Genomic DNA, 25,534 nt, shown 5'->3' with positions numbered 1-25,534 from the left:
ATTTATTTTGTTAGAGACAGAACAATCTAGCCTGCTGCCGTATAGTTCAATATTTTCAAAGAAAAAAAATAAAATCTTTCTCAATTTTCATCCTTATTTCCGTTCGCTCCCACCACCATTTTACGGCGGTATTCCATGCGCTCCTTGATGCGCAGTTCCAGCCCGTTTCCTGTGGGGGTATAGTATACGCGGCCTTCCGGCAGGTAGGCCTGGGGAACGTAATGTTCCGGGTAATCATGGGAATACAGGTATTCCAGCCTGGCCGCGTCCGCACCGCCGGCGGCGGCCAGCTTCTTGCGCGTAGGTGTCCGGAGGTGCTCCGGCACGGCCAGCGTTTTTCCGTTGCGCACGTCATCCATGGCGGCGTTGATGCCCATGTAGGCGGAATTGCTCTTGGGGGCCGTAGCCAGGTAAACGGTGGCGTGCGCCAGCGGGATGCGCGCCTCCGGCATGCCGATCATTTCCGCCGCGCGCGCCGCGTCCAGCGCCACGCGCAGGGCGTTGGAGTCCGCCAGCCCCACGTCTTCCGACGCGGCGATGACCAGCCTTCTCCCGATGAAGCGGATGTCCTCCCCGGCTTCCAGCATCATGCCCAGCCAGTACAGGGCGGCGTCAGGATCAGAGCCGCGCATGGACTTGATGAAGGCGGAAATCGTGTCGTAATGGGAGTCACCCAGGCGGTCGTACTTGATGGCCTTGCGCTGGATGGATTCCTCCGCTACGGAGAGGTTCACATGGATAACGCCGTCTTCCCCTGCAGGAGTGGACAGAACGGCCACTTCCAAAGCCGTGATGGCCTTCCGGGCGTCTCCGTCCGCCTTGGCGGCCAGATGGTTCAGGGCTTCCTCCTCCATGTCCACGCGGGAGGCTCCCAGCCCGCGCTCCGCATCCGCCAGGGCGCGTTTCAGCAGGGCGGCCAGCTCCTCTTCCGGCACGGGCTCCAGCGGAAAGACCTGGGAGCGGGACAGCAGGGGGGAGTTGATCGCAAAGTAAGGGTTCTCCGTCGTCGCGCCGATGAACCTGACCGTTCCCTTTTCCAGATGGGGGAGCAGGACATCCTGCTGCGCCTTGTTGAACCGGTGCAGCTCATCCACGAAGAGGACGGTTTTCCGCCCGTGCATGCTCATCCTCATCTGCGCCTGGGCTATTTTCTCCCGGATGTCCGCCACGTTGGATTCCACCCCGTTGAGCATCATGAAATGAGCGTTCGTCGTCTGTGCAATGACGGCGGCCAGGGTGGTCTTTCCACAGCCGGGAGGCCCGTAAAAAATCAGGGAGGTAAACCGGTCCGTTTCAATCGCGCGCCTCAGCAGTTTTCCCGGCGCCAGCAGGTGCTTCTGCCCGGCCACTTCATCCAGGGAGCGCGGACGCATGCGCGCGGCAAGAGGCATGGCGGAGATGTCCGCCCCGGGTTCAAACCCTTCCCGCGCCTCCGCTTCCTGTAAACTGAACAGATCCATTAAAGGCACTTTACCCGGTCGGAGGAGCGGAGAAAAGGCCAATCCCCGGAATGCGGCAAGTTTCCCGCCCGTGAATGGAGGGGAGTTCCATGTTATCCAAAAACGGACCAGCAGGAGAGCATCAGCACCATGCAGACTGGGGCAAGCACGCTGAACAGCAGCCCCGCCACCGCCAGTCCCCTGCGGTTCACCTCCCAATAGCGGAGGGAGGCTATCAGCATCCAGATGGGGAGTACTATCATGTGGATGAGAGCCAGAAGCCCCCAGCCTGCCAGCGCCAGCACGAAGAGCCAGGGTTCCGAACCGTCCGTGTCATTGGTAGGCATCAGAAAGCCAAAGATGCGGTATACGAGCAGAAAGGAAACGAATGCGGCAAAAGGTATCCATCCCCAGCGGGCTTCCTCCTTCCGGCGGGCCATCACCAGTTCAAGATAGGTATCATCAAGCGCAGATAATTGGTTGGCAGAAGAATTTCTGTAGGGATTCATATCGTTTTTGGTCTCTATTATTAACCCTTCCTCCTGTCAATGATATTCAATACCGGAGGCTATCCTTTCTGTAGGAAATGATGTTCTCTAACAAACATGAAATATCAACTTGCTCCAATCATCTTCTTGTAACTCCAACGTACTGCCGCATTCCATAAAACATGCTTCATGATGAATGAATTTCCATTTTTTCCGGCGATTCGTTTCCCCCGCTTTTCCCGCTCCGGAAAAAAGCCTTTTGAATGATCCACTTTAGGGCTCCGGGCATATTTGTCATACACGCGCCGTTTTTCCCACAAAAAAAGGACTGCCTCCGCCGCAGGAGCGGAGACAGTCCCTGAATAATGGTAAACCGGAAATTCCGGAAAGTTACTTGCCCAGAATTCCCTTGAAGTATTCCAGCGTAGTCGCCAGGCCTTCCGGCAGGGTGTGTTTGGGCTGCCATCCGGCGCTCCGGAGCTTGTCCGCACAGGCGCGGGAATGCTTCACGTCGCCGGCGCGTTCCGGGGCATGGAGCACCTTGGAGGAGGAACCCGCGGCCTTGATGATGTTGTCCGCCAGTTCTTCAATGGTGATCTGCCCGCCGTAACCGGCATTGAACACGCCGGTGACTTCCGGATGCTCCGCCACGAAGGTGAGGGCCCCCACGATGTCCTTCACGTAAATGAAGTCGCGCGTCTGGGTGCCGTCGCCGTACACGGTGATGTCTTCTCCCTTGACGGCTTTTTCAATGAAAATGGGCACCGCGGCGGCATAGGCCCCCTTGGGGTCCTGCCGGGGGCCGAAGACGTTGAAGAAGCGCACGGCGGCCGTGTTGACCTTGCCTTCCGCCCGGAACATGTTGAGGTAGTATTCCCCGTCCAGCTTGGTGATGGCATAGGGGCTCTTGGGTTCCGGGTACATGGTTTCCAGCTTGGGCACGGTGGGGTTGTCACCATAGATGGCGGCGGAAGACGCCAGCACGATTTTCTTGACCCCGGCGGCGGAAGCTTCCTCCAGCACGTTCAGAAGGCCGTTGACGTTGATGTCAATGCATTCTCCGATCTTGCTCATTGATTCCGGCACGGAGACGAGCGCGGCCATGTGGAAGATGTAGTCCACGCCCTGCACCGCCTGGCGCACCAGTTCGCGGTCGCAGATGGAGCCTTCAATGAAGGTGTGCTTGAGCCCGTCCAGGTTTTTGAGGTAGCCCGTGCGCAGGTTGTCCAGCACGCGGATTTCCTCCGCCTTGTCCTGATAGTGTTCCACAATGTGGGAACCGATGAATCCGGCGCCGCCGGTTACGAGAATCTTCATGTGTTTTTCCGATGTTGGTAGGTATTGGTTAGTAGCGGTCCACAACGGCCTTCATTTCATCCATCTGCGCCTCGATGGATTCCACCAGGGCCATCTGCGTGCGGCAGCGGTCCAGGTTGTGTTCCGGGCGGTGAATCTTGAAGTACACGTCTCCGGACAGGTAGTCCGTCAGGAAGCGGATGCCGCATTCCATCGTGAGCAGCTTGCCGGAGAACGGCAGCAGGCTCTTTTCCAGAGGCGTCAGGAAGCTCTTGGCGGAGCTCAGGTAACCCTGCACCAGCGCCTCAAACATGAACATGCGCATCGTGACCTTGGAGATGTCCTTTTCATCTTCCGCGGCGGGGGACGTAGCCGTGCGGATCATGTCCCCGAAGTCGTAAATGGCGGAACCGGGCATCGTGGTGTCCAGGTCGATCACGCAGATGCCTTCCCCCGTCACGTCGTCCAGCATCACGTTGTTCAGCTTGGTGTCGTTGTGCGTGCAGCGCAGGGGCAGTTCTCCGGATTTCAGGTAGTCCACCACCAGATGGCAGTCCGCTTCACGGGCCAGGTACCAGTCTATTTCCTTCTGCACTTCCTTCACGCGGCCCAGGGGGTCGGACTGGATGGCCTTTTTCAGGGCCTCCAGGCGGGAAGTGGTATTGTGGAAATCGGGGATGGTTTCAAACAGGGGTTCTCCGGGCAGGTCCGCCGTGAGTTTCTGGAACTCGCCGAAGGCGCGGGCCGCTTCCTGGCACTGCTTGGTGGTTTCAATCTGGTCATAGGTGCGTGCGCGTTCAATGAACGGGTACACGCGCCAGCAGTTGCCGTCCGCATCCAGGGCGTACGGCTTGCCGTCCACGGAGGGAACCAGCGTGAGGGTGCGGCGGTAGGCTTCCGGGCAGTCCTCCTCCTTCAGGCGCTTCAGGGCGTGGTCCGTCACGCGCTTCACGTTTTCCATCAGGGGGATGGGCTGCTTGAACACGTTATGGTTCACGCGCTGGAGGATGTAGCGGATGCGCTGGCCCGCCTGGTCCACCCAGATGCAGTAAGTGTCGTTGATGTGGCCGCTGCCGTAGGAGTAACCGTGGACGAAGTCGCCCCGGAGATCGAACAGGGATGATACAGCCTTGAGATCGTGCATGGGAAAAGAGGCTTAGTTGAGCTTTTCAGGGTATACGCCCTGCTTGATGAGTTTGTTGATGCCTTCCACGACCATGGGCTTGTCCCCGGGATAGGTCATGCCGAACCAGGTGGAGGAGGTGGGAAGAACGGCGCAGTCCGCGCGGTCTTCATGAATCAGGGCGTCCACCACGGTGGGAATGAAGCATTCGCTCTTGGGTTCCTGGCCGTGTTCCTTCAGGAAGTCAATGAAACGGTCTTCCGTCAGCTCAATGAAGGAGGGGGAGAAGAGCCAGAAATTCATGGAAACCAGTTCGCCGGGGTCCACGGGCAGGCGTTCGCCCTTCAGGTTGTTGCCGCGCACCACGCCGTCTTCATCAGCCTGGATTTTCACGAATTCCTCCACGCCGTCCAGCAGGCCTTCCTTGATGGAGCAGATGCCGCGGTTCACGTCCCCGTTGTCGGAGAGGGTGTTCTTCAACGGATAGCCGATCATGCCGTAATGGGCCTTTCCGGGTTCATCCGTGGTGGAGGTCAGGAACTTGGCGGCCTGCACAAAGGCGTCCGCGCCGTAAAAGTCATCCGCGTTCACCACGGCAAAGGGTTCCTTCACCACGTGGCGGGCGGCGCGCAGGGCGTGGGCGGTGCCCCAGGGCTTTTCACGGCCTTCCGGCACGGAAAAGCCTTCAGGCAGGTCGTCCAGGGACTGGAAGGCGTAATCCACCTCAATCTTGCCGGCAAAGCGGCTGCCGACCTTTTCCTTGAAAATATCTTCAAAGTCACGGCGGATAATGAATACCACTTTTCCGAAACCGGCCCGGATGGCATCATAAACAGAATAGTCGAGAACGACTTCACCGTTGGGACCCATCGGGTCAAGTTGCTTGAGACCGCCGTAACGGCTACCCATACCAGCTGCTAAAACAAGAAGTGTAGGCTTCATAATACGCAGGCCATTATGACCAAGCCTCCCCGTTTGGCAACTGGAAAATGCTGGAAAACCGGAGAAATCCGCCCGTTAAAAAACGTAAGAGCACCAAAGGCCCAGCACCACTTTTTTGAAATCGTCACGCCCGTAGCCGCAATACCATCCCAGGAAAGGCTCCAACCGCAGACTGCCGGAAACGGCCCACCGCGCGCCCGTGCGCACCATCAGTTCCTTCAAGCCGTTTCTCCCCAGGTAATCATGGGAAAACCCCAGGGAAACCGTATTCACCATGGCGACGGATTCACACAGCAGGGGCTGCCAGGTAACGCCCCACTGGGAGTACACCCCCTCCTGCCCGGAATCATACAGGAAGGAGCCGCTGAACGACCAGGACGGCATGGGGTTCCACTTGAGGGACAGGCCGGGCTCCACCCCGGTTTTCAGGGGGCAGGAATCATACCACTGCCCGTTGACAAACAGTCCGGCCGTGCACTCGTCCGCCAGATAATATTGAAGTTCCCCGTGCAGGGTGGTCTGGCTGAAATTGCGCCCCTGCCAGTTGCGGATGGCGAAGAGTTCCCCGCTGACCGCCCATGAGTCCGACAGGGAGGCCCCCCCGGAAATCTGGCCTTCCACGGAATTGGGCCCCATCTTTTCCCCGCGGTGGATGTAGTCCGAACGGTAGCCGCCCAGCAATTCCCCCCCCATGCGGATGGGGGAACGGCCGTCCACCTCCGTCAAGGGAGGGGGTCCGTCATATCCCTGTACGGCCTGAACGGCGCAGCACAGAATGATGGGAAACAGCCTCATAAAGGCCTTTTAACACAATCCCCTGCACCGTACCAACGCCAAAACGGTGCATGCACATTCTCCGGGCTTGGCAAAAGGGGAATCTGCCCTTACCCTCTCGCGCATGATTCATTTCACCCTGTTCGGGATACCTGTTTACATCCGCCCCAGCTTCTGGGTGGTGCTGGCCATCTTCGGCGGCGCTCTCAGCATCAACAGTGTGGAAGGCCTCATTTATCCGGCCCTGTTCGTCATTGCCGGCTTCGTCGCCATCCTGTCCCATGAAATGGGGCACGCGCTGGTGGGCCGCAGGCTGGGCGGCGGCCAGCAGACGATCGTCCTGGAACTCTTCGGCGGCCTGACGAGCAGCCACGGCATGCAGCTGACCCGCGGAGGAAGGGCCCTCATGATTCTGGCGGGCCCCATGATGACCTTGCTGCTGGGCATCATCAGCCTGTGGATTACCTGGAACATCGTCGCTCCGGTCATGACCGCGCACAACCTGACCTTCTGGGACCTGGCCATCAGCCCCTTCACGGCGGCGGCCATCTCCCCCCAGCTTTACATCCTCTCCTGCCTCATCATGATCGGGGAATGGTGGACGATCCTGAACCTGCTGCCCATCTACCCCCTGGACGGCGGACAGCTGATCGCCCAGTTCATCCGCTCCCCCCGGAAAGTGTTCATGACCGGATTCATCACGTCCATCATTATCGGGCTGCTCAGCTTCCAGCTCTTCCACGGCTACTTCATTCCCATATTCATGGCCCTCTTCGCCTACAGCAATTACCGGGAATACAGAAACGCCCCCTTTTAATATTCCGAGCTTCCTTTGCGGGCCGCGCCCGTTCCATTCAACATACCATCCAATATGTCTCAACAAACTGCAATCACCCCCACCCGCGCCCAGGACTTTCCCGAGTGGTACCAGCAAGTCATCAAGGCCGCCGACATGGCGGAGAATTCCGAGGTGCGCGGCTGCATGGTCATCAAGCCGTGGGGCTACGCCATCTGGGAACTCATCCAGAAGGACCTGGACCAGCGCTTCAAGGACACCGGCCACACGAACGCCTACTTCCCTCTCCTGATTCCGATTTCCTATCTGGAGAAGGAAGCGGAGCACGCCGAAGGCTTCGCCACGGAATGCGCCGTGGTCACCCACCACAGGCTGGAAGCGCAGAAGGATGAAGCTACCGGAAAGACCCGCATGATTCCCACCGGGGAGCTCACGGAACCCTTCGTCATCCGCCCCACCTCGGAAACCGTCATCGGCGCGGCCTTCGCCCGCTGGACATCCAGCTACCGCGACCTGCCCCTCAAGGTGAACCAGTGGTGCAACGTGATGCGCTGGGAAATGAGGCCCCGCATCTTCCTGCGCACGGCCGAATTCCTGTGGCAGGAAGGCCACACGGCCCATGAAACCCGGGAGGAAGCCATTGAGGAGACCCTCACCATGCACAAGGTTTATGAGGACTTCCAGAGGGACGTTCTGGCCATTCCCACCATTCCCGGAGAAAAAACGGAGGCGGAACGCTTCCCCGGCGCGGAACAGACCTACACGGTGGAAGCCATGGTGCAGGACCGCAAGGCCATCCAGGCCGGGACCTCCCACTTCCTGGGGCAGAACTTCTCCAAATCTCAGAACATCTGCTTTGCCGGGAGGGACAACACCCAGCAGTTCGCCTGGACGAGCTCCTGGGGCGTTTCCACCCGCATGATCGGTGCGCTCATCATGATGCACTCCGACGACGACGGCCTGGTATGCCCTCCCCGCGTCGCCCCCCAGCAGGTCGTCATCATCCCCGTCACGCCCAAGGAAGAAAGCCGCCAGGCCATTCTGGACCACTGCGAGGAACTGGCGAACACCCTCCGCGCCAAGAATTTCCACGGCCAGCCGCTCCGCGTACTGGTGGACAAACGCGACCTGGGCGGCGGCGCCAAGAAATGGGAATGGGTGAAGAAGGGAGTGCCCGTGCGCCTGGAAATCGGCCCCCGGGACCTGGAAAAAGGCTCCGTCTGCCTCCAGCGGCGCGACCTGCCCGTCAATGAAAAATCCTTCGTCCCGGAAACGGAACTGGTTGATACCGTCACGGACATTCTCCAGAACATCCAGGATACCCTGCTTCAACGGGCCGTCGCCTTCCGGGACGCCCACATCCGCCCCGCCTCCACCCTGCGGGAGCTGGAAGAAAACTTCTCCGGAGAAGGAGACGCCGACTGGCTCCAGGTGCCGTGGGACGGCTCCCCGGAAGAGGAAGAGGAACTCGCCAAGCACCTGCGCATCTCCATACGCTGCATCCCGCTCGGCGAACTGGGCCGCGGGGAACCCGCTCCCTGCATCCTCACCGGCCGCATGACGGAACGCCGCGTCCTCTGGGCCAGAAGCTACTAATCTCCCATTGACTCCCTTTCTTCACGGGACTGTTCCAGGGCAAGGCAAACGCGCCTTTCCGGAACAGCCCCGTTTTTTATGGAAACAGGGAGCCCTTTATAATTTCCCCATTCTTTCCGTAAAAACCGCTTCATTTCGGATGCCTGCCTGGCGCTCCCCCTGCCGCGCCAGCGGATAAAGCGGAAAGGGGACAGCCGCTCTACCAGGTTCTTCCCAGGTTCTGGCGCCCCCCTGCCTGAAACCCGCCTCCAAATGGTTTGAATGGCACATCATGCAGGGAAACAAGGCCACCCGGACGGAACGCGCCAAAATCACCAGCGCCGACGATGAACACATGAAAGGAAAATGAATCCGGCTCCACAATGAGGCAGGGAATTCAGAATCTACCTGGACGGCCTGGCGCCGGACGACATTGCCCACCTCCTTGACTGGGAGGAACACACCAGGATGTGGGAATACGCAGCGGCATGGAAGCATCCGCTGCCCCTCCCGTCCTCCATACACCTTCCGCAAAAGCATCAGACCTCTTTAAAAGGTATGGCAGCGTGGCCCTGTTCCGGTGAACATGAATTTTTCTCTAAAAAAATCTTGCCAAATCCGGATAGCTCTATATATTTTTTGCCACACGGACGCCGCAAGGCTCCGGTCATTCAAAGCGGATGTAGCTCAGGGGTAGAGCGCAACCTTGCCAAGGTTGATGTCGTGGGTTCGAATCCCATCATCCGCTCCAACAGTTTCTGTAAGAAAACCTACGCAAACCTTGATATTGCTAGGGATTATGAATAAAGTACACGTAAGAAAACTTACGTAAACCATATTACAAAACCCTTACAGGAAATATTACAGGTATGAGCAAGCCTTTCTACAGCGGCCGTCTGTCCATCAACAAGGAAAAATCTTCCCCTTACTGGATGGTAACATTCCAAGGGCCGGACGGCAAGATGCGGCGGCGCTCCACCAAGGTGCCTGTGAATGGCGGCGAGTTCGAGGGAGACCGCATCACAGCCAAGCTGGCGGAACGGCTCGCTTACCAGCGGGGCGTGCAGATTGCCTGTGCGGAGGCGGAAGAATATCAGGCGCACAATAATGTTTCCGTGCGGGCCTGGTGCGACGACTACATGAGGCGCAAGGCGGCGCTGGTATCGGAAGATACGGCACGGAACGCCAGGACGGCCTACAAGCATTTCTACGCTTATCTGGGCGGTCGGGCTGATGCCCCGCTACGCCTGATCACCAAGGCGGACATCAAGGGCTTCGTGGCAGCCCGCCGTGAAGAGGTGCGCCAGAAGACGGTGGCCAAGGATTTGGCCGCCCTTTCCCAGGCATTCACAGACGCCGTGGATTCTGAAGTGATTGACCGCAACCCGTGCACCGGCGTTTCCATTCCCCCGGACCGCGCGGGCGAGAAACTGCACAAAGAAGCGTTCACCCTGGACGAGATACGCTACATGATTGAGCATTTCCCTCCCCTGTGGAGTTCTGCGGTGCGCTGCTCGTTTGAGACCTTCGGTCAGAGGCTGGGGGATATTTTGAGGTTGAATTGGAGTCAATTTGACTGGGAGCGCCGCGTCGTGCGCTTTGACACGGGCAAGACGGGGCGCTGGATGGACCAGCCCATGAGGGAAGGCTTCTACCAGTGGGCGCTTGCTCGCTGGAAGGAAGCGGGGGAACCGGCGGATGAACTGCTTCACGCTCCCCTGCTGGCCCTGGGGGATGGCGCTTCCGCCCAGTTCGGCCTTCTGCTGCGCACCCACGGCATTGGCGTGGTGCATGGTGCCTCTGGTGGTCGCCGTCGGAGAATGAACAGCAAGTCCTTCCACAGCATCCGCGCGACGGCCGCCACCTTGTTGCAGGCTTCCGGCGTTTCCCAGGGGCTGGCTATGGAGCTGGTGGGGCATGATTCATCCGCCGTGCATAGCGTGTACATCCGTCCCTCCGCGGAACAACTGCGTTCCGCCGCTGAATCCCTGCCGGAATTGTAAGGTTCCCGGCTGTGTGACACCGTCACGCTTTCTTTGATTCTGCCGCCTTGCCATGCTGTAGACATGGACAGGCATACTGTGTTTACTCTCGCCCTGCAACTGCTTGGGACGCAAGAGTATAAAGAGGACTCCCCAACGCAGCACCCGTGTGACGTATGGTACAATCCCGTACTGCGGATGGCGTGCGCCCGCTTCAACTGGACGTTTGCGGCGCGTGAAACGGTGCTGAAGCGCAAGAGAGACGCCCAGGTGGCGCCGGGAGTGGCCTTGTTTCCTTATCCGGACGGGTGCCTGAAAATTACCCGCATGAGGACGGAGGACGGGATGGACGTGCGCCTGCCCCGCTTGCAGGCGGAGGGCATTCTGGTGGATGAAGACGAGTGCCCGGAGACATTGCGTGTGAATTACCAGAGCGACCTTGTGGCGCTGGGAGGGACGTTGCCGGACCATGCGCCGGAGTTTTGCGACGCGGTGGTTTGTTTGCTCGCCAGCCGGGTGTGCATGGCGCTGACGAGTAATGCCAGACTCCAGCAGGCGTTGGATGAACGGGCCCAGATGGCTTTCCTGTCCGCCATTGCCACCGACCGGCAGCAGGATGGCAGCAAGGCGATCGACCCCATCACACGCATCACGAGGCAGAACATTTTTAAAAGGAGACGCTGATATGGGATTTATGAATTCTGTACTTTCCGCGAACGTGACGGCCAGCGGATATGACGCCAGGAAAAAGCAGACGCTGGCTCACGGCCAGGCAGCCAAGAACCGGGCCTACAGCCAGGCCGCCGGAGTGGAACAGGCTGCACGAGCCAACGCACTGGTGGAAGGCGCCAACATGATGACGATGCGGGGCAACCAGCGCCGTGCGGTGGGCAGTGCCAGAGCCCAGGCGGCAGGCAGTGGGTTTACCAGCGAGGGAACGGGAGCGGCGACTGCCGATGCGGTGAACAGCCTTTACGAGAAGCGGATTTCCGACATGGCCTATGAGTCCAGCACGGGTTCCCTGAACGCCGTGAACCAGGCGATCGGCCTGCGCCGTCAGGGAGACGAGTACATGAGGACCGCGGAAGCGGAGGCCGCCCAATACCGCAGCATGGCCAAGGGTACGCGCACGGGGATGTGGTTGAGTGGTGCCGGTGCTTTGGCCGGAGCGATTGACGGGGGGCTGAATGCTTATAACGATGCCCAGGAATGGAATGAGCGCCCGGATGTCCAGAGTGGAAAGGAAAATCCCGTGAGCGTGTGGAGAGATTCAATTACGGGAACCCTGAATGGTATGGATTGGGGAAGTTCCGCCGCGAATGCGTTCAACCCGTACATGTCTTCCTTCACGTCCCAGGGATGGGAAAAGAATTTTTTGAAAGCACTTGGTTATGGAAAGAGATGAAAGCTTGATCAATGGGCCGGGGGTGCAGCCCCCGGTGAGTGTGAACTCCCAGGTTCCGCGTGACGTGACGGGGGATGCCCTGCGCCGGGGTGTGGCCCAGGTGGGCCAGAACATCGGCGGTGTGTTTCGCGAGATCGTGGAAACGGAGGATTCCACGAAGCAGTTCGATCAGGAGCGCATCTTGATGCAGATGCAGGGCGAGGTTGACCGAGAAGCCAAGAGGCGGCTGCAACTCCCCGACGGGGACCCGGAATCGTTTTTCGATGAAAGAGGAAATCTAAGCCAGGTGGCCCTGAAGGATTTTATGGCTTCCTACTCGAAAACGCTTAAAGGGATAGGCAGCGGTATTCAGAATCCTGACCGTGCCCGGCAGATGCAGATGAAGGCTGTATTGATGGGAGAAAAGATGTTGAGCGACCTGATGGACAACGGGTTTGAAGTCGGCAAGAAGAAGCAACGGCAATCCCTGGAAGCCAATCTCGCGCTGGCGGAGGAAACGAATAATTGGGGCTGGTATGGTGATACGGTCCGGGAAGCCATGAAGTCCGGAGCTATGGAACCTGCCGAAGGAAATTTGGCGTTGTTTAGAGGGGAAAAGAAGGCAAATCTCCATGATTTTAAAAATCTATCCGCAACCAATCCAGACCTTGCCGCTGAAAAAATCAACCGCGGGGAGCTGGACGGGTATTTTTCTGCCGCCGAGCAGGATGATTTGATGCGGTCTTTGCGGCGCCAGGATGACAGCAGGCTGACGGAGTTAATCGAGCAGATGGCATCCCGCCCCAGAACGAAGAATGATAAGCAGGCCGTGACGGATACCTTGATGTCCGGGCCCGTGTACAAAGACCAACTGGAGTTTGATGCGGTTCATCAGCGCGACGGGGATTACAGTGCGTGCGCTCCGCAGATTGATTCTTTCATTTACCGGGTTGCAGACCAGGTGAAGGCAGGAGACGAAGGCGCCGATTTTGCGAGCAAGAAGGAAGAGGTGATCCGCCTGTGTAAGTTCTACGGGAAGTCCAGCGAGTTCCAAAAAGACATCTTGAACCGCATGGACAAGTGGGCCGAGCGGAAAAACGAGTTTCCCGTATTGAAGGTGGCCGACCGCATCAAGGAGATGGAGGAGATGCCCCTGTACCGCCAGGCGGATTATAATAACGCTATCGGTACACTTGGTGTTAATGCGGATAATGCCTATGAGCTTTACCTTGAATCTGCCAAGGGTGCAGGCATGAACGCCAAAGGCAAGGATAACTGGCTACAGGAGTACAAGAGCAAGAAGGTGGCGGAGCTTGAGAAGAATCTTGCAGCCAAAACCGAGCTTGCCGTGCGCGAGAGGTTTGAGGCGTGGTACGAAGGGTACAAGAGCATTCACAACGACAAGGAGCCTTCCTCCGTCATCCAGGAAGAGCAGTTCCAAACGATTTTAAGAGAGGTAACAGGCCGGAGTGATTTAGTGGTTCCCAAGCGTGGAAACGTGATGGACGCGGAGCAGGAGAAGGCGTCCACCCGCTGGAATATGGGGGACGACGAACGGTTCTTGTCCGGTCCTGAATTATTGAATGAAAGAGAGAAGCAGGCACTGCGCCGGAAGGAGATGTTGCGCAAGCCGGTTACTTTCCCCGCCATGGTTTCGGTGGATACCGTGAACACGAACGCGCCCGCCGGGATTCTCCTGCCGGAGAGCATGAGGAAACAGTTTGGCGACGATCTTTCCGGCCTGGCCGCCCTGGTGCCCTCTTCCCCGTCTTCCCGTCGCGGGAAGCCGCTACCCGTGGTGGGCTACACCAGGGAGAGTTCCCCCCAGCTTACGTTGTCCGGCGCCAGCAAGCTGCGGATGACGTTTTCCTCCAAGATGGATACGCATGTGACGGTCTCCCCCGCCAGTCCGGAAATGAAGGAGTTTTTCAAGAGGGAGTATCCGGGGAGCCAGGATTGGAAACAGGGTTCCGGAGAGTCCAAGGTGCCCGCCGCCAAGCTGGGAGGACTGGGGCAGTACAGCCAGGCTTTCCACGATGCGGGAAGGAAGTATGGCGTGGACCCGAAGCTGTTGATGGCTATTGCCATGCACGAAACCGGCAAGGGAACGAGCTCCGCCTTCCTCCGCAAGAATAACGCCATGGGTATCAGCCCGGATGGAGGAGGCCCCCGCACTTTCTCCTCCGTGGAAGAGAGCATTGATTATGCCGCCCGCCTGCTCAAGAAGCACTATCTGGACCAGGGGCTGACGACGATTGCCGCGATTGGCGGGAAGTACGCTCCGGCAGGAGCCGGGAATGACCCGCGCGGCCTGAACAAGCATTGGGTCAGCGGCGTGAGCAAGTATTACAAATCATTTTAACATTTAACATATTATAAACATTTCTCACCATGAACGACGATTTTTCTTTTGACGGGGCCGCCGCTGCGGACATGCCTCTGGACCTCTCTTCCTCTTCCATGCCGGAGGGCGAGGCTGCCACCGGATTTCACCTGCCGGATATGGGACCGGTGCAGGAACAAGCGGATGTGCCCTCACCGCAACTGGCAGACGAATGGAAGAAAGATGTCCAGATGCTTGACGGCGGCGGATTGAATGGGCTGGAAGAGAGCGCCGGTCTTGAAACCGTGACTTCCCTGGACACCGAAGCGGCGGAGGAAGAAGGTTCCGAACCCTTCAACCCCCAGTTGGGGGATACGGATTCCGTACACCGCCAGGGGTCCATGCTGATGAAGGGAGTGGAGGAACGGAGACGTGAACAGGTGCGGGACCGGCAGAACATGGTCATGAACCTGCTGCGCGCAGGCAGAAACGATCAGGATGCGTTGAAGCGCATGGCCGAGCGTTGGGGGGAAGATTCCGTTTCCCGGCTTCTGGCTGCCAATGATGAAGATCGTTCCTACATGCTGGGCATGCGGCTGGCGGAAGTCCTGGGGGATGGAGATAGTGATGCGGGCTTCCAGATTTACAAGAACACTCACGATTTGTGGGGCAAGGGCATTGTCTCTCCGGAACAGGTGTGGAAGGATTTTGCGGAACGGGGTAAGGAAATCGTGGAGAGGGAAGACCGGCAGCGCGTGGAGCGCGAAAACAAAATCAACGACCTCAATGGAGTGGTGGGCCGCTACGTGAGCGGGGAACAGGATTCCCTTTCCGCCGATGAACGGCTGGCGTTGTTTAATGCCGGAGTGAGTGTGGCGAGCATGGAGAAAGCCAGACGCGGGGTGCGCCTCATTGAATCGTTTGAGCAGGATTCCAAGCTGTACAATGACGATATTGCCGATGATTTGTTCGGCATCATTGGAAATGATGACGATTCATTGATGATGCTCTGCTCCCTGTTGAGAAACAGGTCCAGGAGCACGGCCAATGACCGGCTGGGCATGGGCGGCGCGGAAAAGAGGGCGGACGAGGCGTACCAGGAGGTGATGGAGAATTCCAATCCATTGGTGGCAGCCATAGCGGGGCCGCAGATTCAGAACGCTAAGATGGCTTCTGGCATTGCCATGACCGGCAAGGTGGCGGGGGTGAAGACGAAACGCTCCCTGGAAAGAGCATTACAAAATATGCGTTCCAAGAAAGACGGCCGCATGAAAGCGGTGGCTTCCCGGGTAGCCCTTGCCAAGGCCCGGCAGATGGGCCTGTCCGATGCAGAAGCTTTTGAGCTGGCCGGAGCCCAGGAACAGGAGCGCCGCGAGTTGAAGCAGAAGCGCAGCAGGATTTTTTCCGCCCTGACTACCGCTCTTGAGGGAGGGGAAGATGATTACTTTTCCAGCGGCGAAGCATCCGCCTTGAGCAAGGTGGGCTACCACCTTGGCAGCATGACAGGGGACACGGCGCCATGGTTCCTCCCCTATGCCGGTCCACTCATTGGCCTGAATACGTCCATGCAAAGGCGGCGCGAGGAAGGGTACATGCTGGGGCTGGATGTGGACGAGATCGAGAAGCGTTCTTTCTGGTTCGGGGCAGCGGACACGGCGGAGGAAATGATCGGGTTTCACGCGTTGTTCAAGGCGACGCCCCTCTACAAGGGAGTCCGGAAGCTGCTCCGAACCGAGAAGGGGTCCGGAGTGAGGGCGCTGGTTTCCGGCAGTCCGGCGGCCCAGTATGCGCTGCAAGGGGTGGCCGGGACGGTGGAAGAAGGCATTTTGGAGCCCACGGCTGGCTATTTAATGAGGTCTGCCATCAATCCCCTGCTGGACGACGAGCGCGGCAAGCAGACGTTGGATCAATACACCAGTGAGCTTTCCCAGACGACTTCCGGAGAACAGGGACTTGCCCTCCTGGCGTTCAGCTTTGGACTGTCCGGATTGAATTATTCCCAGTTGAGCCGGGCCGCCAAGGAGTTCAAGCTTTCCCTGAAGAATTACGAGGCCCTGGGGGGAACGGCACAGGGATACCTGGAAGCCAGGGAGGAAAAGACCGCCGAAGGGTTTTTGAACAAGGCTCTTTCCAATTTGCATGATTCCTGGATGGAGAATCCCCAGGGGGCCATGGAGCGGGCCAGCGTGGCTACGGGGGAACGCCTTTCCGGGGAGCGCATCGAATCCCTGCGGGAACTGGATGCGTGGAGGGCAGCCGAGACGGCGGGGATGGTGCCGCGGGTGGAACCGGCGGAGCAGGACGGCATGTTCCGGGTGTATCCTCCGCGCGGCGCGGAGAAGGTCCGTCCGAAAGCGCAGCGGGAGAATTCCACTGCTGCAGGCCAGCAGCCGGAAAGCAATCAACCCTCCTACACGCTAATGGACGGCGAGCAGATGGCGGCCTACTTGCAGGCGTTTGTGAGCGAGCAGGTGGAGAATGACATTCTCTACACGCAGAACATGCTGGCCGGGGATGTGGCGGTGAACCAGGCCCTGGCCCAGAAGCGGTTTGATGCGGCCGAGGTGATCACGCGCACGGAGGCGGATGAACAGACCGGAGCAGAACGGGTGGTGATTGCCCCGGAAACCCTGGGGCAGATGAAGGCCCGCGCTGATATGGCGATGGCCGCCATCCGCGCCCTGGAGGCGGAGGGGGTGAGCTATGATGAAGCCGCCGAACGCATGGATGCTTCGTTGAGCGAACATATCCCGCTGGGCACCCTTGTTCAGACGTGGGACGAGGCCCAGGAGCGCATCCGGACGGAACAGGCCCGCAACCCGGAGTTCAAGGTTCCGTCCATGGATGCTCCTTTTTCCCGTGCGTATGTGACCAACGTCCGACGTGGGGATACCTTCCACCGGGTGTTGAGGTACGCCCGCGGCAGCGCAACGGTGGAGGATCTGATGGAGGAAACGATGGAACAGGCCGTCATCTCCTGGCAGGCGGAGCAGAACACGACCTGGGGAGAGTTTGGCACGATGCTCCAGGAGGCGCAGAGGTCCATCAATGATTTGTTCCCGGAGGCGCGGGGGAAGGACATGCAGTTCATCCACCTGGACGCAGGTAAACCCGTAACGGGACACGATGCGATTGAGGCGTTTTCCAAGATCGGGCGTTCCCGCTGGCTGGCGGATGCCCTGAATCATCCTTCCCTCCCCTCCTGGCTGCGGAAGCTGCTGAATCATTTGGTGAAGTTCCTGGGGGCTTTCAAGGCCCGCGTGGAGCTGGGCGAGATGGTGCGCCAGGCGGAGGAACAGGGCGTGTTTACCCTGCCGGTGCGTCAGGCTTTGGCGGTGATGCTGGATGCGGGCAATGCCCTGTACCGGGACCAGCAGGGAGACCTCATCTCTTTGACCATGGAGCGGGCCAAGGCGCAGGCGGAACTGGACGCCGCCCTGGGACGCGGTGTCGCCACGGAACAGGAGGCGGTTGAAGAGCAGCTTGCCGAACGGAATGACACCGATGAACCAGGCCCCGTGGACCGGGCGCAGGAAGAGGCCGATGACGCCAACGCCCAGCAGGCGCGGCGCGAACGCACGGAGGCGGAGGTTATCACGTTGGGGGAACGGGATGACGACGGCGTGTTCAACGGAGGGGTGAGCATCCGCATCGAGGACGGGGTGCGCCAGGGGTTTATCGACAAGGACCGGCTGACGCTTTGCCCTGACGTGCCCCAGTTCAAGCAGGGGGCTGATGAAAAAACGGGGGTAGTGAACCGGATTGTGGGGGCCTGGCAGCGCAACGCCGCTCCTATTTCCGTGTGGCGGCGGAAGGATGGCGCCCTGCAGGTGATTTCCGGCAGGCACCGCCTGGACGCCTGCACGGATGCGGATATTAACTGCACCGTATACGACGAGGGGGACAGGTTTAATCTGGACTGGGCCCGGAGGCACGACGTGGAGAACAACATCCGGGATGGCCAGGCGAGCGCGTTTGAGATTGCCCGCTACGTGCGGGATTCCTCCCTTTCCATGGCGGAGGCCGTGGAGCGTGGGATTGCCCGCAAGGGCGCCTCCCTGAAAGGGGTGGAGCTGGGGCTTTATGCCAGCCAGGAGCTTTTGGACGCGCTGGGCAACGGGCTGGTTTCCCCGGACGACGCCTACCGCGTGGCCCTGGCGTTCCGGAACGATGCCGAGGTGCAGCGCTCCGGGCTGGCCGTGCTGCTGGACGGCGGGAGCTGGCAGGAGGCTTACAATACCATGGCGGCCAAGGCGAACCTGGAAGCGATCGCCCGCCAGAATGCGGCCAACGGCATGGACATGGGCATGGACCTGTTCGGGAATACGGATAATGAAGAGCTTTACAAGCGCATCGGGAAGTATGCGGCGGAGAAGTACCGCGAGCTCGGCAAGGAGCTGACGGCGATCAACGGCGCATCCCGGAATCCGAAGGTGGCCCGCAAGTACGGCGTGAATGTGAATGATGCGGCGGCGGTGCAGCAGGTGGTGAAGCGGTTGCAGGAGGAACGGGCCCGCTGGAAGAATTTTGCGGTGCATCCCGATTTGCTCAAGGAGGCCAATGACGCCGTGATGGCGGAGATGGGGTTGAAGAGCCGGGAAGAGTTGTCCAGCGCGATCATGAAGCAAATAGGAGTGGAAAGTTCTACGCATTTGTCTGAATTGGTTGTGGGTGCTCTTATCCAGCTTGGAAAGATGGCGGCGGATGAAAGAGGCGGATGGATGGCTGAACGTATCACGGCGGCCAGGACGCAACTTGAAGAGGTGAAGGGGCAGAATAGGCCGTCGCGTGATTTGGTCTCTCACCTTGAGAATAGCGTGCGTGCTTTTGAGCTTATTGCCGAAAAGGTTCATACGATTACTGCCGGGAATGATCTGCGTATGTTTGCGGAGGACGTGAGCCGGATGCTGGACGATTTCATGAACCGGGGGAATACTCATTTTTCTTTGGCCGGGGAGAATGAGGCATTGCTGGCTCCCAACGGGAAGCCGTCCAACCTGGCGCCGGAGCAGTACCGGCAGGTGCGGACGCCGGAGTTCAAGAAGTGGTTCGGGGACTGGGAGAAGGTGGCTACGTTCAAAGATGCCTATGAACGCATCATGGCCATGCCTCCTGTAACAGCCTTGACCGGACAGGAGTTTCAGAAAGATGGTGTTCCCCTCACCGAAAAAGTAACGAAGCTTTGGAAGGAGCAGTTCAATGGCATAGCCATTTCGCCCGAACTTGGAAAGGTGAGACTGGACCTTGAAGGGGTGAAGTCTTCCATCGGACACGGTATTGGTTCCTTGAAGTCCGCGGCTTTTGCCTGCGTGGAAGACGTGATCCGGAACGGCATTGTGTTCGACCGTCAGGAGAATTGGAAGGGACGCGGTTACGATACGGCGGTGATTGCCGCTCCTGTCACGATCAAGGACTTGGAGTATATTTGTGAGGTTGTTGTGGAACAACGCTCCAACAGGCAGGGTTTTTACCTGCATGAAGTGGAGATAAAAAAGAAGCTCGAAGACGTGTTCAAGACCTCCACTGAAGGAGGCACGCCCCAAGCTTCCAGAAGCATACTAGCCCTGCGCGCCGAAGATGTCAAGAGGGAGGAAGAGAACGTGTCCAAGGTGGTTGACGAGAACGGGGAACCGAAAGTGGTGTACCATAACAGCGGCAAACGCAGAAGAGTGTTGAGCCGAGAATTCTCACGCAAGTCAATGGATATTGAAAGTGTGTGTTTTGCTCCGCATGCCGACCCATACAAAGAGTACGGACCGTACGAGCATGCTGTGTTCTTGAAAATTGTGGCTCCTGCTGATTATAAGACTGCCTACGTTGAGCCGGGCATACGGTTAGGGGCGACGGATGATGCAGGTGTCAAAATCAGAGAATGGCTCCAGTCAAGGGGTTATGATGGTGTCATCGAAGAAGAGGACGGAAATGTTTTTGAGTATAAGGTGTTTGACCCTACGCAAATCAAGTCCTCCACGGACAACCGGGGAACGTATGATCCGAATAACCCGGATATTACGTTTTCCATTGCCTCGGCACAGGAACAGGGCTTGTTCAAGTCCGGCCATTTTGAGGCGGGCAATGCTGTCATCACGGAACCGGGCGTGACGTTTTCCATTACCGCCCTGCATGCCTCCCCTCATTCTTTCCGGAAGTTCACCACGGAGGAAATAGGGAATGGCGAGGGAGCACAGACGTATGGATGGGGGCTGTATTTTGCAGAGAATCAGGAAGTAAATAAAGCCTACATGAACCAGTTTGCGCAGTATGTGGCGACATGGAGGTTCAAGGATTTGGAGACTTCCAACGTGGATGATATGGCACGAGGATTACGCGATAGAATCAAACTTCCAGAGAATGTCAGTCGTGTAGTTATGGATGGTGCACTAGATACGGTGTATGCCGTTCTTGGCAATTTATCTGATGCCAGAGGAGACAAGAAGAAGATAGATGCCATTAAGGATAAATTGAGGGAGGATATACGCGTTAATGAGAATTATACGAAAAATTACCCCGATACGAAGAACCTGAACGATGCAGAAAATGTAGTTTGTCAGTTTTTGGTTGACCATCTGGATGAAATAGAAGTTGCCGCCGGCAGTCCGTCCAACTACCGAGTAGAACTGAATGTTGATGAGGGTAGTTTGCTGGGCTGGGAGTACATGGAACGCGACGTTGAAGAGTTGTTGAGTTCCTCTCCGGTTGATTCGGTGAGGTACGCCGTTGAATATGCCAGGGATGTGGCCGGTTCCCGTGGAGAGGATGTAAGCGGCAAGGGTATTTATTTCGCGCTGGTTGACGCTTTCTGGGATGGAGGCGATGATACTAAACAGGATGCTAAAAAGGAGGCGAGTCTGGCTTTGCTGGAGGCCGGAATCAAAGGGATTAAATACGCAGACAGACTATCCCGCGGAAAGTTGCAACAGACGTATAACTATGTGATTTTTGACGAGAATGACATCAAGATCACGGAATTTGCTGATGAGAGCACAGGGGGAGAGTGGAAAGACTACTCGGACCCGACGGCGACTTTCTCCATCATTGGCGAGAAAGCGGAATCCTTCCTGGATTACCATAACAACGGCCTGTCCTACACGGACCCGGCGGATGGCAAGCGGAAGGCGATCATCGACTCCCGCGGGGTACGGCTGAAGAAGGAGCGCATGGGGGTGAGCGAAGGAGGCCATGTGAATGTTTCCCTGGCCGCGGCCCTGGATTTCCCGGAATTGTTCCGGGCCTACCCGGAGCTGCGGAAGCTGCGCGTGGATTTTTACCGGGACAGCAAGAGCAACACGGGAGGGTTTACCGATCCGCGGGAGAATTATATTGCCGTCAATCTGGCCCGCGGCGGGAAGAACGCGGCTCCCGGCATGGTGCTGGATACGATATTGCACGAGGTACAGCACGTGATCCAGGGGTATGAAGGGTTTGCCCTGGGTGCCGGAGGCATGAACCGGAAACAGGCGCTTGCTTATTTGGGGGAAAGCATGAAGCAGTTAAAGGGCCGGGATGACGATTGGGCGAAGAAGGCCCTTCCCCGCCTGGAACGGATGAAGCGGGAGCTGGAAGAGGGAACCTTGCAGCCTCCATTTGTGTACATCTTTTCCCACGGGGAACAGGAAGCCCGTCTGGCTGGCAGCTTCAACAGGAACAGCGAAGGCGTGGTCATGAGCGGCCTGAACGGGTTCCGCCTGCTGGAAGCCCCGATGTTTTCCATTCCGCTGACCGGGAATATCACCGAGCTTGGCGGCATTACGTTCGGAGCCGGACGGTTTGGCCGGATGGCCCACAAGGTTCTGGCTCCGAACGGGGATTGGCTTTACGACGAGATGGTGTTCAAGATGCGGGCCGCTACGCAGCGGTCTGTGAATAAGCTGAACCTGTACGAGACCGGAGACAGGGAGCGCGGCCTTGAGCTGCTGGCGGAGGCGCAGGAGTTGATTTCCACGGTGGAGCGGTTTCTTCCCAACACTTACGGATTCGGCCTGGAACCGTACAAGATTTGGCTGAATGTGTTTTCCCTGCTTTATGGCAATAGCGGGAAGATGGCTCCCGACGAGGCGCTTGCCAGCGCGCTGGGCGCGATTCCCATGGAGAAGTGGCCGGAGATTATGACGGGAAGCGTGATGAAGCATTTCTGGTTGTATGTGGAGCAAGACGAGACGCTGGGCCCCGTGTGGGAGAACAAGATGAAGGAGTTTGAGGAGGAGGCGAAATTTGCCGAAGCCGGGGAGAAGGCCGCGGAACTGGATAAGCGCCGGTGGGAGTTTTTTATGGAGAATGGCGCGGAGTTCCTGGAAGAGTACGGGGAAAAGAAGGTGTACCGCCTTGTTGGCAAGTTCATGGCCCGCGTGGTGGAGCAGATTGACCGCTACCGGAAGGACCGGACGCTGGGCCGCATCCGCCGCGTGGTGGCATCCGTGGCTCCGCGGACGAATCCGAAGGGGAAGCCCATGCTGGGGAAGATGGATGCGGAAGCGCACCGGAGGCTGGAGAAGTGCATGCGCCTGCTGGAGATGACCGAGAGCCAGTACGACGAGTTTTTCCAGAAGAATTTCCCGGAGGACGCCAAAGAGGGGAAGAGGTGGGAGGACCTGGCCCCCGATGCGCTGGTCCAGGTGACGCTGCCCGATGCTGACGGGAAGCTGGAAGAAGTGGCCGTGACACAGCGGGAGTTTGAGATTTACGCCTGTTACGAGCGGATGGACGTGAATACCGCCGAGAAGTGCGGCGCGGCACTGGGCGAGTTTGTCTCTACGTCCCGCCATGCCTGGGAGAATGCAGCGGAGAAGAAGAAGCTGGAGGTTGCTGCCATGGCTGCCCCCGTGCTGCAGGCAACCGGGGAATTGGATGATAACAGGATGGCGAAGTTCCGCCGGAAGGCGCGGCTGCGGGCCCTGCCCAAGAAGCCTCTTTCCCTGTTTGATTACCTGATGAATTTTAACCAGTATATGCAGGCGCTTTCTTCCGTGGAGCCGTTCGCCGCGATTGCTGCCCAGTTTGAGGAACGGGCGGCGCGGTTCAACGTACAGCGACAGGCAAGCGAGAAGGATATGCTGGGCTTTGTACACAATACCGTGGCGGAGATCGCGGAGTCCGCGGACAGGTACGATATTGCCGAGTGGATTTATGAGGGGCGCGTGAAGCAGGATACGGGGATTACCGTTGTGGAGCGGGAGCCGGATTGGAACAAGAAGGCAAACGCCCTGTACCGGGAACGTTTTCTTCACCTGCTGCGCCGGAAGGTGAAGTCCCACGGGCTGGAAGCGGTGCAGCTTTATTTGAGGGAGTTTAAGCTTTCCGAGGGGTTGAAGAAGGAGGTGAATGCCTTGTTTGGGCACCGCCGCAAGGAGATTACCGCCAAGCAGGCAGAGAAGGCGTTGAAACACATGGAGAGTGTGTTTACGCAGAAGGAGTGGGAGCGGTACGGGGAGCAGGAGGTTTTTGTGAGGGAGCGGGCGGAGATGCTGCGCTCCAGGACGAAGTATGCCAAGGAGGGGTATGAGCCGAAGAGCTACCGGCTGGATGGCCTTTCCCGGATGGAGGCGGCGTATCTGGTGCTGCTGTCCGAGCAGGCGGATTATACCGAGGCCCTAGCAGAGCGCGGGTTTGACGCCGCGGTGATGGACCAGTTACGCGAGTTTGCCGGTGACGAGGTGATGCGGGTTGCCTACCAGTTGAGGGAGAAGCTGAATGAGCGCAGCGGGCAGGTGCAGGAGATGACCGAGCGGCGCTACGGCACGCCGTTTCCCCTGACGGAGAATTATTTCCGGGCGTTTTTTGACGTGACGATGGAGGCGATTGATAAGTCGATTGCCGATGCGGCTTCCTACGGGGAGGCGGCCACGGGTGGGAAGTACGGGATGATTCACGCCCGCCGGAAGCATAAGGCCCACCTGGATTTGGAGATGGACGTTTGCACAGCGTTCATGGCAGCCATGACCGAGCAGGACCTTTACCTGTACGGCTCCGAGATCAGCCGCGACCTGCGGGCCCTTCTGAATTTCAGGGGTGAGTCCGGTGAGGCGGGCCGGAGCCTGGAGGTGCTGCTGGGGCGGGATGCCGTGGGCAAGCTGATGGCCTGGGCGGATGCGTTTGACCGGGCCGGGGCGGAGAGCATTCGCGGGCACCTGGATATGAACCGCCTGATGAACCGGCTTTCCGGAGCGGCGGCGCGGGTGCTGCTGTCCGGGCGCGTGGGGACGCTGACCAAGCAGGCTACGACGGTGATTAACGCGATGTATGCCAGCGACGAGATCAACCTTGCCGAGTGGCTTGGAGCCGTCCGCCGGTATCACGCCGGCAAGTTGGTGATGCCTGTGAGCGAGATAGAGGCCCTGCCGGAGCTGGACAGCCGAGATAAGACGCAGTTCAGCGCCACGCTGGCCGCCATGGGCGCCGACGAGGCCGGGCGCCGGGTGTCCCGCCTGGAACGCTGGAACCGTGAGGGGATGGATTTGCTGGAACGGGTGGATATGAAGGGGAATGCTATTTCCGCGGCTATCCTGTATGATGCGGTTTACCGTAAGGCGAAGCGTGAGACGCCGGATGCCACGGAGGCCGAGCTTGATGCTGTGGCTATGGCGGAGGTGCGGTGCTCCCTGTCCCGCAAGGGGCAGCCGATGACGCAGCTACAGAAGTCCCTGGCCGCGCAGCACCGGACCTGGATGCAGGCGGGCATGTTGTTCCTGGGCGGCGAGTCCATCAATACGATTGGCAATGTGTTTTCCCTGGCCCGCAGCGGGCAATGGGGGAAGGCCGGGCTGATGTGGGTTTCTCACGGGATGGTGCTTGCGATCCTGAACGGCTTGCTGAATTTCATGACCGACGACGAGAAGCGCCGCCGGAAGCGGGAGTGGTGGCATGCCCTGTTTGATGTGGTGATGGGGCCCGTGATGGGGATTCCCGTAGTGAGCGGGCTTGCCGGTGAGGGCATGAGGCAGATTGCGAAGCTGTGCGGGTATAATGCCTTCATGCCGGGGAATAATTTGCTGGTGCCGTTTTCCAATGCGGCGGATATAGGCAAGGCGTTTTCCAACGCCTGGAAGGTGTTTGACGGCAAGGAGCGCCCCTGGGAGGATGATGCCCTTTCCTTCCACGAGCTTTTACGTACTGCGGCGGCGGGGACGGTGGCGTTTTCTCCGCGGACTACCAAGGGGGGCGCCGCCGCGGTAGGGGCTGCCCTGACGATGGCGGCGTTGCTGAACGTGACGGAGTTTGCCCTGAAGACAGTCAGGAGCGTGCAGGAGAACGGCACGGATTGGGATAAGTGGACCGGGAACCGGAAGTAACTAAAGCCTTTAATTGGAGTGTTTTCTCCAAAATAATTTTATGATGCCTTTTTGAATAAGGAAAGTAGGCAGTAAGACAAGAATCAGGTATCCTACAAGATTCAGAAAATTCAGGAAAATAAGTGTT

13 protein-coding genes and 1 tRNA gene are annotated in these 25,534 nt (G+C 58.5%); 8 read left to right on the top strand and 6 right to left on the bottom strand.

The window, feature by feature from the left end; translation table 11 throughout:
- Nucleotides 1-80: 80 nt before the first annotated feature.
- The 6 genes from CXU21_RS00950 to CXU21_RS00925 form a co-directional block, all read right to left on the bottom strand.
- Nucleotides 81-1,460 (bottom strand): replication-associated recombination protein A, encoded by a 1,380-nt coding sequence (locus tag CXU21_RS00950; protein ID WP_102724704.1) that lies wholly within the window; start codon nucleotides 1,458-1,460, stop codon nucleotides 81-83.
- A gap of 92 nt (nucleotides 1,461-1,552) precedes the next feature.
- Nucleotides 1,553-1,948, bottom strand: a complete 396-nt coding sequence (locus CXU21_RS00945) for a hypothetical protein (protein ID WP_102713512.1) — start codon at nucleotides 1,946-1,948, stop codon at nucleotides 1,553-1,555.
- Between the two features lie 369 nt (nucleotides 1,949-2,317).
- Nucleotides 2,318-3,244 carry an NAD-dependent epimerase/dehydratase family protein gene (locus tag CXU21_RS00940; protein ID WP_022397063.1) on the bottom strand — a complete coding sequence of 309 codons (927 nt, stop codon included), beginning with the start codon at nucleotides 3,242-3,244 and terminating at the stop codon, nucleotides 2,318-2,320.
- A gap of 28 nt (nucleotides 3,245-3,272) precedes the next feature.
- Complete coding sequence (locus CXU21_RS00935) at nucleotides 3,273-4,367, bottom strand: phosphotransferase enzyme family protein (protein ID WP_102724703.1); 1,095 nt, start codon at nucleotides 4,365-4,367, stop codon at nucleotides 3,273-3,275.
- A gap of 12 nt (nucleotides 4,368-4,379) precedes the next feature.
- Nucleotides 4,380-5,288 (bottom strand): nucleotidyltransferase family protein, encoded by a 909-nt coding sequence (locus CXU21_RS00930; protein WP_180972565.1) that lies wholly within the window; start codon nucleotides 5,286-5,288, stop codon nucleotides 4,380-4,382.
- 75 nt (nucleotides 5,289-5,363) lie between these two features.
- Entirely contained in the window at nucleotides 5,364-6,083 is a 720-nt protein-coding gene (locus CXU21_RS00925) for a hypothetical protein (RefSeq protein WP_102713518.1), read from the bottom strand.
- A 103-nt stretch (nucleotides 6,084-6,186) separates the two neighbouring features.
- On the opposite strand from CXU21_RS00925, the gene CXU21_RS00920 reads away from it, so the two are divergent.
- The 8 genes from CXU21_RS00920 to CXU21_RS00880 all read left to right on the top strand — a co-directional run bounded on the left by CXU21_RS00920 (nucleotide 6,187) and on the right by CXU21_RS00880 (nucleotide 25,407).
- Nucleotides 6,187-6,879 (top strand): site-2 protease family protein, encoded by a 693-nt coding sequence (locus CXU21_RS00920; RefSeq protein ID WP_102713520.1) that lies wholly within the window; start codon nucleotides 6,187-6,189, stop codon nucleotides 6,877-6,879.
- A gap of 54 nt (nucleotides 6,880-6,933) precedes the next feature.
- The gene (gene proS, locus CXU21_RS00915; protein WP_102724701.1) at nucleotides 6,934-8,454 is read left to right on the top strand and encodes a proline--tRNA ligase; all 1,521 of its coding nucleotides are present in this window, start codon (nucleotides 6,934-6,936) and stop codon (nucleotides 8,452-8,454) included.
- Between the two features lie 655 nt (nucleotides 8,455-9,109).
- Nucleotides 9,110-9,184 (top strand) — tRNA-Gly (locus CXU21_RS00905).
- 118 nt (nucleotides 9,185-9,302) lie between these two features.
- On the top strand, nucleotides 9,303-10,436 hold the full coding sequence (locus tag CXU21_RS00900) for a tyrosine-type recombinase/integrase (RefSeq protein ID WP_102724699.1): 1,134 nt from the start codon (nucleotides 9,303-9,305) through the stop codon (nucleotides 10,434-10,436).
- 63 nt (nucleotides 10,437-10,499) lie between these two features.
- Nucleotides 10,500-11,099 carry a hypothetical protein gene (locus CXU21_RS00895; RefSeq protein WP_146016885.1) on the top strand — a complete coding sequence of 200 codons (600 nt, stop codon included), beginning with the start codon at nucleotides 10,500-10,502 and terminating at the stop codon, nucleotides 11,097-11,099.
- 10 nt (nucleotides 11,100-11,109) lie between these two features.
- On the top strand, nucleotides 11,110-11,820 hold the full coding sequence (locus tag CXU21_RS00890; RefSeq protein WP_146016884.1) for a hypothetical protein: 711 nt from the start codon (nucleotides 11,110-11,112) through the stop codon (nucleotides 11,818-11,820).
- Complete coding sequence (locus tag CXU21_RS00885; RefSeq protein WP_102724696.1) at nucleotides 11,807-14,161, top strand: glucosaminidase domain-containing protein; 2,355 nt, start codon at nucleotides 11,807-11,809, stop codon at nucleotides 14,159-14,161. The genes CXU21_RS00890 and CXU21_RS00885 overlap by 14 nt, the downstream gene beginning before the upstream one ends.
- 29 nt (nucleotides 14,162-14,190) lie before the next feature.
- Nucleotides 14,191-25,407: a hypothetical protein gene (locus CXU21_RS00880; RefSeq protein ID WP_102724695.1), complete on the top strand. Its 11,217-nt coding sequence runs from the start codon at nucleotides 14,191-14,193 to the stop codon at nucleotides 25,405-25,407.
- The last annotated feature ends 127 nt before the right edge of the window (nucleotides 25,408-25,534 follow it).

The organism is Akkermansia muciniphila, assembly GCF_002884975.1.
In the GTDB taxonomy this organism is placed as follows: Bacteria; Verrucomicrobiota; Verrucomicrobiia; order Verrucomicrobiales; family Akkermansiaceae; genus Akkermansia; species Akkermansia muciniphila_C.
Note: the sequence above shows the minus strand (reverse complement) of the source record. Positions and strands in the feature narration are given on the sequence as shown.

Excerpts from the sequence above, each read along its gene's own strand:
- CXU21_RS00950 (WP_102724704.1), bottom strand. The coding sequence starts at position 1,460 with ATGGATCTGTTCAGTTTACAGGAAGCGGAGGCGCGGGAAGGGTTTGAA.
- CXU21_RS00945 (WP_102713512.1), bottom strand. The coding sequence starts at position 1,948 with ATGAATCCCTACAGAAATTCTTCTGCCAACCAATTATCTGCGCTTGAT.
- CXU21_RS00940 (WP_022397063.1), bottom strand. The coding sequence starts at position 3,244 with ATGAAGATTCTCGTAACCGGCGGCGCCGGATTCATCGGTTCCCACATT.
- CXU21_RS00935 (WP_102724703.1), bottom strand. The coding sequence starts at position 4,367 with ATGCACGATCTCAAGGCTGTATCATCCCTGTTCGATCTCCGGGGCGAC.
- CXU21_RS00930 (WP_180972565.1), bottom strand. The coding sequence starts at position 5,288 with ATGAAGCCTACACTTCTTGTTTTAGCAGCTGGTATGGGTAGCCGTTAC.
- CXU21_RS00925 (WP_102713518.1), bottom strand. The coding sequence starts at position 6,083 with ATGAGGCTGTTTCCCATCATTCTGTGCTGCGCCGTTCAGGCCGTACAG.
- CXU21_RS00920 (WP_102713520.1), top strand. The coding sequence starts at position 6,187 with ATGATTCATTTCACCCTGTTCGGGATACCTGTTTACATCCGCCCCAGC.
- proS (WP_102724701.1), top strand. The coding sequence starts at position 6,934 with ATGTCTCAACAAACTGCAATCACCCCCACCCGCGCCCAGGACTTTCCC.
- CXU21_RS00900 (WP_102724699.1), top strand. The coding sequence starts at position 9,303 with ATGAGCAAGCCTTTCTACAGCGGCCGTCTGTCCATCAACAAGGAAAAA.
- CXU21_RS00895 (WP_146016885.1), top strand. The coding sequence starts at position 10,500 with ATGGACAGGCATACTGTGTTTACTCTCGCCCTGCAACTGCTTGGGACG.
- CXU21_RS00890 (WP_146016884.1), top strand. The coding sequence starts at position 11,110 with ATGAATTCTGTACTTTCCGCGAACGTGACGGCCAGCGGATATGACGCC.
- CXU21_RS00885 (WP_102724696.1), top strand. The coding sequence starts at position 11,807 with ATGGAAAGAGATGAAAGCTTGATCAATGGGCCGGGGGTGCAGCCCCCG.
- CXU21_RS00880 (WP_102724695.1), top strand. The coding sequence starts at position 14,191 with ATGAACGACGATTTTTCTTTTGACGGGGCCGCCGCTGCGGACATGCCT.